Raw genomic sequence first — 10023 nt, 5'->3', positions numbered from 1 at the left:
AGTCTCGTTCTGAATTTTTCTCTTTAAGAAATCTTCAGGGTTGTTGTCTATTGTTTAATTATCAAGGTTCTTTTTTTCTTTGTCTGTCTCTCACGAGTCAGCCTAAACATAATATCATGTGTCTCTTTAGTTTGTCAAGATGTTTTTTCAACTTTTTTTGATTTTTTTCAACATCTTTTTCCGCATTCAACATATGCATGTTTTCCCGCTTACAAACTACAAGATTTAGGCTCGCCAGACAAACGGAGAAAGAGGGATTTGAACCCTCGCGCCGCTATTAACGACCTACTCCCTTTCCAGGGGAGCCCCTTCGGCCAGCTTGGGTATTTCTCCAAATCTGCTCGATTTTTTCATATAAAAAACTACCAGCTAACCGGTTGGTAGTTTTTCAAGCGGAGAGGGTGGGATTCGAACCCACGCGCCCTCTCGGACAAACGGTTTTCAAGACCGCCTCGTTATGACCACTTCGATACCTCTCCACATATTTAATTGACGTCGTTTACCTCAGCGACAGTGATTATTCTAGCACACAAAGGATTCTTCGTCAATAGCTAATTTCCATTTTTTTATTTTTTCTCTCAGCTTTTCTTTCTTCCAAGAAAACTTTCGCAATTTCCAGATCTTCCGGTGTCGTAATCTTAATATTTTTGTATGAACCTTCGAATAATTTGACCGGTCGATTCATTGTCTGTTCAACAACCATGGCATCATCCGTTACATTAATGCATTCTTTCTTCATCAGCTGAGAATATGCCTCTTGAATCAACGAATTTTCAAATACTTGCGGCGTCTGAACCGCCCATACATACTTTCTCTCCGGTGTATTCACCGCAAATGTATCGTCATCTACTAATTTTATAGTATCTTTACTCGGCACACCAGCAACACAAGCCTTGTATTGTTCTACAGTGTAATATGCACGTTCAAAAATCTCTTCATCAACAAACATTCTCGCACCATCGTGGATATAAACATAACATTCTTCTCCTGCAATCATCCCAAGGCCCTGCCAGACAGAATCGAATCGTTCTTTTCCTCCCGCCACAATGGCACGAATCTTTACGAAGCCATATTTTTCTACAATCTGATTCTGGGCATACTTCTCCTGACCTTCGCCCACCACCAGAATAATATCATCTATGATTTCTGATTTTTCAAAGCTTTCCAGTGTATAATAGATTAATGGTTTTCCATCTAATTCAATATATTGCTTCTGGACTGACGTCCCCATTCTCTTTCCCTGACCTGCTGCCAGTACAATTGCTGTACATCTTTTTTTACCTTGAATCTTCATATCCATTACTCCGATTTTTTGAATCTTATTATCGTTCCCCGAGCTTCAGATTCGGAACCGCATTCAGATCCCATCCATGTCTGGTTCCATTCATATACTCATAATAAGCCGCTACCCCGATCATTGCCGCATTATCTGTACAATAAATCGGTGACGGATAATAGAATTTCACACCTCGTTCCTCACACGCTGTTTTCATAGCGGACCTAAGCGCACTGTTTGATGCCACACCGCCAGCGATTGCAAACTTATCTACATGATACTCTTCTACCGCATGCATTGCATTTGCTACAAGGACATCAGTAACTGCTTTCTGAAAAGAAGCAGCAATATCTGCCTGGTTATACTCCTGCCCTTTCATCTGGCAGCCATTGATATAATTCAACACTGCAGATTTTACGCCACTGAAGCTAAAATCATATGGGGCATCTTCTACATGTGCCCGCGGAAATATAATTGCTTCTGGATTCCCTTCTTTCGATACTTTATCAATCTTAGGACCTCCGGGATAGCCTAGTCCAATTGCCCTTGCCACTTTATCAAAAGCTTCTCCTGCCGCATCATCTCGGGTTCGCCCGATAATATCAAACTTTCCATAGTCCTTGACACGAACCAGATGGGTATGTCCACCCGAAACAACCAGAGAAAAGAATGGCGGTTCCAGATCTTTGTGTTCAATAAAATTAGCTGCAATATGGCCTTCAATATGATGCACACCTACCAATGGTTTCTTCGTTGCATATGCAATAGCTTTTGCCTCTGCCACCCCCACCAGGAGCGCTCCCACCAGTCCCGGACCATAAGTAACGCCAATCGCATCAATATCATCCAGCGTCACATGCGCCTCTTCCAATGCCGTCTCTATGACCTGATTTATTTTTTCAATATGCTTTCTGGACGCAATCTCAGGAACCACACCCCCATATAATGTGTGAAGTGCAATCTGTGAAGATATGATATTCGATAAGACTTCCCGTCCATTTTTCACTACTGCTGCTGCCGTCTCATCGCAGGAGCTCTCAATTGCCAGAATTAATACATCTTTCTTTTCGTTCATAACTATACCTTTCCCTACTAATCAGAAAATACAAGTTCCACAGAACGCTTATCTTTTGCTGCGATTGCTCTTGGGAATATCTCCCTTACTGCATCCATATAATCTTCTGGCCTTGTCAATGATGGACTATAATGCGTCAGCCACATCTCTTTTACATCCGCTTCTTTGGCAAGCTGTGCAGCTTCGTAAAACGTCATATGCTTGTATTCTTTTGCTTTTTTCAGTTTATCTTTTTCTCCATACATTCCTTCACAGATAAACAAGTCCGAACCAGCTGCATTTGTCTTAATGGATTCTGTTGGTCGGGTATCTGTACAATAGGTCAGCTTAATTCCCTTTCTTGCAGGGCCAAGCACCATATCCGGCGTATAGATCTGCTCACCGGTGTTGACCGTCTCTCCTTTTTGCAGAGTTCCCCAATACCGTTGTGGAATCTGAGCAGCATTTGCACGCTCCACATCGAACTTTCCGGCACGGTCGATCTCCATAGTATAACCATAACATGTCACATTATGATTAACACGAAATGCTTTTAGCCGGTAGCCATTCATCTCGAATGTCTTCTCCGGCTCATTGACTTCTATATATTTAATAGCAAACGGAAGCTCTGGTGCAATAACACGAAGTGCATTCACTACACGTTCCAGCCCCTTAGGTCCAATTAATGTCAGCGGTTCCGTCCGGTCCGCATTTCCCATCGTAAGAAGCATTCCTGGAAGTCCGCTGATATGATCTCCATGATAATGGGTAAAACAGATGACATCAATGGGTTTAAAGCTCCATCCCTTTTCCTTGATTGCAATCTGAGTTCCTTCCCCACAATCGATCAATATACTGCTGCCATTATACCGCACCATAAGAGCTGTCAGCCAACGATACGGCAACGGCATCATCCCTCCGGTTCCTAACAAACATACATCTAACATATTTTACCTCAATTTTCTATTTTGATTTGAAAACTTTCCACCAATTCATCATAGCAGTCCTCGCAAAGGTCAAATCGATCCACCTGATTATCTTTTCTTGAATGATACCCCCAGCGTTTTTCGACTTCTAACACATCCTCCTGGGGAATCCCTCCACGAACCCAAATCTCTTTGCCACATTTATTGCATATGATTTTTTCAACTTTATTTTTTTCTTCTAATTCTGTTCTAAACTGGCGCATACAATTCCTCCTGTGAGTATCCTGTCACTTCTTCTTTCTTGTTACGCCTACATTATATCTACTGTCAGCCTTGCTTTCCAGTGGGAACTGCTGTCATAACTGCCAGCTATTTCCCAAGTTGTCTGCTCATTAATATTGCATCTTCTTTTGGGTCTGTATAAAAGTCCTTGCGAATTCCATCTTCGACAAAGCCACAGCCCTTATAAAAGGCAATCGCCGCCTCATTGCTCTCTCTAACATCCAGCATCAGATTCACGATCCCTTTTTCTTCACAGAAGTTTTCTAGCGCCAACATCATATGACCAGCCACCCCTTGTCGCCTGCAAGATGCATCCACAGCAATTCTGGCAATCTCTCCCTCATCCAGCACATAATATACAATCAGGTAACCTGCCAGATGTTCATTCTGCCACGCCCCCAGAAGCACCGTATTCTTCTGGGATAATGTTTCACCTATAGCATTCGCCGACCATGGATCTGAAAATATTTCCCGTTCCAAAGCAGCTATCTTATTAATGTCATTTTCGTCAATCTTACGAACTTCTAACATATTATAACGCCTCGATATCCTTAATCAACTGATCTACTGCTTCCTTCTTGGTTGCCCAGCTTGTACAAAATCGCACAGCGCTATGAGAAGCATCTACAGCCTCCCAAAAGGAAAATGAATATTTATCTTTTATTGCATCTATATGCTCATTTGGCATAATCGGAAACTGTTGATTCGTATACGAATCATATCTTAGTGGATATCCCTTCTTCACAAACGCTTCTTTCAACCGCATGGCTAATTGATCTGCATATTCTGCAATTTCAAAATACAGTCCATCTTCGAACAATGTCTCAAACTGAATGCCGAGTAATCTTCCTTTTGCAAGCATACCGCCATGTTGTTTGATAAGATATCGAAAATCCTTCTTAAGCGCTGGATTCACAATAACAATCGCCTCGCCAAACAATGCTCCTACCTTCGTTCCACCAATATAAAACACATCTGTCAAAGCAGCAATATCTTCTAATGCAAGCGTATTCTCCTCAGACATCAGGCCATATCCCATTCTTGCTCCATCCAAAAACAATGGAAGTTCCAGCTTCTCACAAGTCTCGTGCAGTGCCCGCAATTCTTCTTTACTATACAATGTTCCATTCTCCGTTGGCTGGGAGATATATACCATTCCCGGCTGTACCATATGCTCATGGGTATCATCATTCCAATGAGCATCATACATCTCGCGAACCTGAGCAGCGGTAATCTTACCATCTTCACTTGGAAGCGGCAGCACTTTATGTCCAGTCGCTTCAATCGCACCTGTCTCATGTACATTAATATGTCCGGTCACCGCCGCAACGACCCCTTGATGCGGACGAAGGATGGAACTGATCACTGTAAAGTTCGTCTGTGTCCCGCCCACGAGAAAATGCACATCCACATCATCCCGTCCGCAGGCGCTGCAGATCAGCTTTCTTGCATTCTCGCAATGGGGATCCTCTCCATAACCTGCCGTCTGTTCAAAATTCGTTTCTTCTAATTTCTCTAAAATCCGGGGATGAGCTCCCTCCAGATAATCACATTCAAATCTAAGCATGTCCAAGTCGCTCCTTTCTCTCACGTTCTGCCTGCGATACACGCAGATAATCCGGCTGATGTTCCGCAGCCGTTTCTATCTTGCCCGCACGATAATATGCAACCGCAAGAGCTCCCACAGATGCCGCTCTCTGTCGATTCATATTCGCCGGTGCAAAAGAGACCTTCTTTCCAGACATAATACGATTCTCAAGAACATCACGAAATACCGGAACTCCATCTCCAAGAAATATAATCTCTTTTTCTACATTCTGAAGCTTCTCACCCAATTCCTCAACACTGATTGCCATCTGATCTTCCAGGATCACCAATTCATCTCCGTCAAATTCATAGATTCCTGTATAGACCTGGCCTCTTCTGGCATCCATAATCGGGCACACAATCTTATCCGTACCACACAGATTATAAGCTAATCCTTCCAATGTCGGTATATGAATCAATGGTTTTTTCAGTGCCAGACCAAGTCCCTTCGCGGTCGCCGATCCAATTCGCAATCCGGTAAATGATCCCGGTCCCGCTGCCACTGCTATGGCATCGATACTCTCCATATCCAATTCTATCATCTTTGCCACTTCGTCCAACATTGGAAGCAAAGTCTGAGAATGAGTCTTCTTATAATTCACCGTATATTCTGCTATTGTCTCCTGTTCCACCGGTCCCGCTTCCACAATTGCTACACTGGCCACAAGGCCAGAACTGTCTAATGCTAATATTCGCATACGCTAACCCTCCGATAATCAAATCCCTTTTCCAGGTCCTTCTCTATCTTAATCTCCGTATAATGTTCCGGAAGAATCTCTTCTATCAGATTCGCCCACTCAATCAGACTTACTCCTTCTCCATAGATGTAATCTTCATATCCAATCTCATCCATCTCTTCTACATCACCAATCCGATACACATCAAAATGATAGAAGGGCAGGCGCCCTTCTTCATATATCTGTACAATGGTAAATGTAGGACTGCTGACAGATTCTTCAATACCAAGTCCTGCTGCCAACCCTTTTGTAAAAACAGTCTTACCGACTCCCAGATCTCCAACCAGCGTATAGACCTGCCCTGCTTTGGCAGACTGACCCATCTTAAATCCAAGTTCATAAGTCTCTTTCTCACTATTCGTCTCAATTATCATAAGAAAAATCCTTTCTATCTCTTCTTATCCAGTCGGCGGATTCTCACCGCCGGTGCCGGCATATGTGCATATATCATATCTACAACCGCTGTATATTCTTCTGCCATCTGATCTACCGGAAGAATAATTGCACGTTTCTGGGCATCATATAATATAATAATCCTTTTTTTGGATACTGCACGTTTAAACTTACTCCAGGAAGCTTTCCCACTATCATCCGGAGTTGTAGTCTCTATTCCATAATCATCGAATTCATAAGTGACCGGTATATCCAGCCTCCTCGAATTCTGCATCTGACGTTCCACTTTTCTCTTGATAATATAAGGAAATATAAAGAATATTATCAATGCAAATATTAAGAAAAGTCCCATAAAAAGGTACTTTCCCTTCATAGCGAATGCCATCGTCAAGCCAATATTAATACCTCCCAAAATAAAGGAACCTATACCAACTGCCCCGGAATAAATGTGATATGTCATAAAATCTACCATCGATTGAACATCCATCTTCACTTCTACCTTCACTGACATATTCCCATCCCCCCTTCATTGTTAATACTCTGTGGAGATAAGTATAACACATCTTTTTTTCTTCGGCTACTGATGTTATACTTATTTTGTATTTGAAAATATGTAACAGGAGGATGATCTATGAAGTTTACATTTTATCATAACAACATCAATGTATTGGATCTGGAAAAGTCTGTAAAATTCTATGAAGAGGCTCTGGGGCTTTCCATTACTCGCGAAAAAGAAGCGGAAGATGGCAGTTTCAAACTTGTGTTTATGGGAGACAACACCACTCCACATCTTCTAGAACTGACCTGGCTTCGTGATATGGACAGACCTTACAATCTTGGAGACAATGAATTTCACCTGGCAATGCGGGTAGATGACATGGATGCTGCACTGGCACATCACAAAGACATGAACTGTGTATGTTTTGAAAATCTGGAGATGGGTGTATATTTTATCAATGACCCCGATGGATATTGGATTGAGATCTGTCCGGCCGAATAGTCTATTATGACATTATTCCCAATATCAAAGAGCGCCAAAGAGATTTCTTTGGCGCTGATATATTCTATTCATTTTTCATTTTAGATTCTTGCCTTCAGAATCGGGCTGATTTTCTTATAAATCAAAAATACAATCAAAGATACCAGAAATCCTTTCAACAGATTAAATGGTGCCACTGCGAAGATCACAAATGTTGTAAGACTGGTAATATGGCTATTTACTGCGGTTCCCATTCCTACCAGTGCATCAATTGGCATGCCAAATGCTTTTGCATAAGTCGGCAGTAATACGAACGCATTCAGAAAACAGCCAATAAATGTCATAAACAAAGTACCTGTTACCATTCCGATGATTGCACCTGTTCTGGTACGTTTCTTCTTATAAATCACTGCTGCCGGTATAACAAATGCACAACCAATCAGGAAATTAGCAACTTCTCCGACACCAGCCGTAGCTGTCCCGTTGATTGCAAAGTTTAAAAGAATTTTAAGCAATTCAATAATCGCTCCGGCAAGTGGTCCCATAGTAAAACATCCAATCAATACCGGCACTTCACTAAAATCAATCTCATAAAACGATGGTGCAAAAGGAAGAGGGATCTCTAATAGCATCAAAACCACCGCAATGGCGGAAAGCATTCCCATCTGCGCCATCATTCTTACTTTTGTTCCTGAATTTCCTTTTGTTTTCACTACTGCATCTGTACTCATCTGTCTTTCTCTCCTTTTAATAAATACTAGAAACTGTCAAGAAAGAAAATCTTCTTGGAATCATGTAACCACAGCAGAATTAATATTCTATAAATTAAGAAATCCCCGACACTTTCGTATCGGGGTCTGTTGATATATCCATATATTACACAATCCTTCTCTCATCCAGACTCTACTGTCGGTTCCGGAATCTCACCAGATCAGCTGATGCCATAATACATCAGGTCGCGGACTATACCGCCGGTTGGGACTTGCACCCGACCCCGAAGAATTTCTTATCAGTTCAAAATTATTATAGCGCTACATACACGATGTTGCAATACATTTTTACTATTTATTCATCTCCCAAACTGGCATATGATCTTCACACCGCTCAAGATTCGGGCACTCTCCATAGACCAACGAATAGATCGGTGACTCTTCTTCGTATCTCTGAATCGCCTTGTCCAGTTTCGCAAGCATCTTCTCTCTGTCATGTGGCAAGGTTCCCCGAACGCGAAATTCTATAAAATCATGAAAGCCATCATACAAAACACTCTGCTCTTCTCTGACATTCAGTCGTTCAATCAATGTCCTCTCTTCTCTTAGATTCTCCAACTCGTCTGCCGGAACGAATCGTCCTGCCTCCACTTCTTTGTAAAGAGGTACTTCTTTATGTAGGAACATAGAAAAATTCACCACATGCTTCGGATGTGTCCGACCCAGGAATTCTGCCATTGCCTCTGCATTCTCCCGGCCTCTTCCGTGCCCGGCTACACCCGTCATAATATGCGCATCATAAATCAGCCCCGCGTCTTGAAGTCTCTTAATCTCCGTATAAGCCTGATCAAGATCATGGTCCTTCTCCATAAAATTCAGCACATCATCCAAACCACTTTCAATTCCAAGATACAGATGTCGCACGCCTTGTTCATACAAAATCCGAAGCTCTTCATCTGTCTTCACACGGATGCTGGTCACCGTTGCATCCATATTGATGCACTGACATTCTGGAAAATAATTATGTATTTTTTCAAGAATCTTCAACAACTGTTCCGTCTTAAGTCCAAATGCATTACCGTCTCCCAAAAATATCTTCTTAGGCATCCCACCTAGATTCTTAACTCGTCTAAGTTCATCCTCAATCTGCTCCATGGGAAGCTCCCGATACTTTAGATGGCGGAACAGATTACAGAATTTACATCTATTATAAGAACACCCCACCATAACCGGAAGCATAAAGGAGGAGCGTTCCATGGGCGCACGGCATATCTGACCTTCGTAATTCATTCATCTTCCTCCCTTGTCATTTCATATGCCAGGAACTGTCGGTTCGATTATTACTCCACGTAATAGACATAATCCTCTTTGCGAGGTTTCGTCTCCGGGTAATCCCCTTCTACATATCCAATCACACAATGACCAATTCCTTCGTAATCTCCTTCCACTCCCCATTTCTTGAGAAGTTCTTTCCCCTCTTTGGATTCAAATTCTTCTTTTGCACGATGAATCCAACAACTTCCAAGTCCCAGAGAATGTGCCGCATTCATCATATTTCCCATTACAAGGCTTCCATCATAGAGGTAAGTCGGTCTGCTCTTATCAGCCAGTACAATCAAAACTACCGGCGCACCATAAAATGGATCTGTATCCGTTCCCATAATTGCCGCATTCATAGCGGACAGCTTATCCCTTGTCTCCTGATCAGTTACAGCAATAATAACCGGAGACTGGCGATTCATTCCCGTTGCAGCATATGTGCCGGCTTTGACAATCTCTTCTATATCTTCCTTTTTTACCATGTCAGGTTTGTAAGCACGAATACTTCTTCGCTCTATCATGTTCTTGATGCTTTCGTTCATAATGATAGCCCTCCTGTTGTTATGATTTCTATAGAAATAAAATAGCACTATGGGGATGGGTTGGCAAGAGGTGTGACCGTTTTAACAAAAATGTAAACAGCAGATGTTGCCGTGGCAGATGAACAATACTTTTGGCATAATTTTTTCGTACCTTTCTTTGCCATGTTTTGCCCGGATTTGCTAGGTTTTCTACCCTTTTTTACTGTTTTTTCTTAAC

General features: G+C 42.1%; 13 protein-coding genes, 2 tRNA genes and 1 riboswitch. Of the genes, 1 reads left to right on the top strand and 14 read right to left on the bottom strand.

Features of this window, described 5'->3' with window-relative positions; genetic code table 11:
* Positions 1-243: 243 nt before the first annotated feature.
* The 11 genes from ACQRBH_RS13985 to ACQRBH_RS13935 all read right to left on the bottom strand — a co-directional run bounded on the left by ACQRBH_RS13985 (position 244) and on the right by ACQRBH_RS13935 (position 6766).
* Positions 244-333 (bottom strand) — tRNA-Ser (locus tag ACQRBH_RS13985).
* 60 nt (positions 334-393) lie between these two features.
* Positions 394-479: transfer RNA gene (locus ACQRBH_RS13980), tRNA-Ser, on the bottom strand.
* A gap of 65 nt (positions 480-544) precedes the next feature.
* The gene (ispD, locus tag ACQRBH_RS13975) at positions 545-1294 is read right to left on the bottom strand and encodes a 2-C-methyl-D-erythritol 4-phosphate cytidylyltransferase (RefSeq protein ID WP_427744845.1); all 750 of its coding nucleotides are present in this window, start codon (positions 1292-1294) and stop codon (positions 545-547) included.
* Between the two features lie 28 nt (positions 1295-1322).
* On the bottom strand, positions 1323-2351 hold the full coding sequence (gene tsaD / locus ACQRBH_RS13970) for a tRNA (adenosine(37)-N6)-threonylcarbamoyltransferase complex transferase subunit TsaD (RefSeq protein ID WP_427762171.1): 1029 nt from the start codon (positions 2349-2351) through the stop codon (positions 1323-1325).
* A gap of 17 nt (positions 2352-2368) precedes the next feature.
* The gene (locus tag ACQRBH_RS13965) at positions 2369-3277 is read right to left on the bottom strand and encodes a ribonuclease Z (protein WP_235233194.1); all 909 of its coding nucleotides are present in this window, start codon (positions 3275-3277) and stop codon (positions 2369-2371) included.
* An 8-nt stretch (positions 3278-3285) separates the two neighbouring features.
* A complete protein-coding gene (locus ACQRBH_RS13960) occupies positions 3286-3519 on the bottom strand; it encodes a hypothetical protein (RefSeq protein ID WP_235233195.1) in 234 nt (77 codons plus the stop codon).
* A gap of 106 nt (positions 3520-3625) precedes the next feature.
* The gene (gene rimI, locus ACQRBH_RS13955) at positions 3626-4069 is read right to left on the bottom strand and encodes a ribosomal protein S18-alanine N-acetyltransferase (protein WP_427744847.1); all 444 of its coding nucleotides are present in this window, start codon (positions 4067-4069) and stop codon (positions 3626-3628) included.
* 1 nt (position 4070) lies between these two features.
* The gene (locus ACQRBH_RS13950; protein WP_427762168.1) at positions 4071-5105 is read right to left on the bottom strand and encodes a threonine aldolase family protein; all 1035 of its coding nucleotides are present in this window, start codon (positions 5103-5105) and stop codon (positions 4071-4073) included.
* Positions 5098-5823 carry a tRNA (adenosine(37)-N6)-threonylcarbamoyltransferase complex dimerization subunit type 1 TsaB gene (tsaB, locus tag ACQRBH_RS13945; protein ID WP_427744850.1) on the bottom strand — a complete coding sequence of 242 codons (726 nt, stop codon included), beginning with the start codon at positions 5821-5823 and terminating at the stop codon, positions 5098-5100. Before tsaB ends, ACQRBH_RS13950 begins: the two co-directional genes overlap by 8 nt.
* Positions 5811-6236: a tRNA (adenosine(37)-N6)-threonylcarbamoyltransferase complex ATPase subunit type 1 TsaE gene (gene tsaE, locus ACQRBH_RS13940; protein ID WP_427762167.1), complete on the bottom strand. Its 426-nt coding sequence runs from the start codon at positions 6234-6236 to the stop codon at positions 5811-5813. Before tsaE ends, tsaB begins: the two co-directional genes overlap by 13 nt.
* A 14-nt stretch (positions 6237-6250) precedes the next feature.
* Positions 6251-6766 (bottom strand): YcxB family protein, encoded by a 516-nt coding sequence (locus ACQRBH_RS13935; protein ID WP_235233200.1) that lies wholly within the window; start codon positions 6764-6766, stop codon positions 6251-6253.
* A gap of 120 nt (positions 6767-6886) precedes the next feature.
* On the opposite strand from ACQRBH_RS13935, the gene ACQRBH_RS13930 reads away from it, so the two are divergent.
* Complete coding sequence (locus ACQRBH_RS13930) at positions 6887-7255, top strand: VOC family protein (RefSeq protein ID WP_427744853.1); 369 nt, start codon at positions 6887-6889, stop codon at positions 7253-7255.
* An 80-nt stretch (positions 7256-7335) separates the two neighbouring features.
* Here the strand turns inward: ACQRBH_RS13930 and ACQRBH_RS13925 are convergent, their stop codons facing one another.
* The 3 genes from ACQRBH_RS13925 to ACQRBH_RS13915 form a co-directional block, all read right to left on the bottom strand.
* On the bottom strand, positions 7336-7965 hold the full coding sequence (locus tag ACQRBH_RS13925) for an ECF transporter S component (RefSeq protein WP_427762164.1): 630 nt from the start codon (positions 7963-7965) through the stop codon (positions 7336-7338).
* A gap of 149 nt (positions 7966-8114) precedes the next feature.
* A riboswitch (FMN riboswitch) is annotated at positions 8115-8240 on the bottom strand.
* Positions 8241-8295: 55 nt separating this feature from the next.
* Complete coding sequence (locus ACQRBH_RS13920; protein ID WP_427762161.1) at positions 8296-9234, bottom strand: radical SAM protein; 939 nt, start codon at positions 9232-9234, stop codon at positions 8296-8298.
* Between the two features lie 50 nt (positions 9235-9284).
* Entirely contained in the window at positions 9285-9806 is a 522-nt protein-coding gene (locus ACQRBH_RS13915) for a nitroreductase (protein WP_427744856.1), read from the bottom strand.
* Positions 9807-10023 lie beyond the last annotated feature (217 nt).

Source organism: Bariatricus sp. SGI.161 (genome assembly GCF_050313695.1).
Lineage (GTDB): Bacteria > Bacillota > Clostridia > Lachnospirales > Lachnospiraceae > JAFBIX01.
Note: the sequence above shows the minus strand (reverse complement) of the source record. Positions and strands in the feature narration are given on the sequence as shown.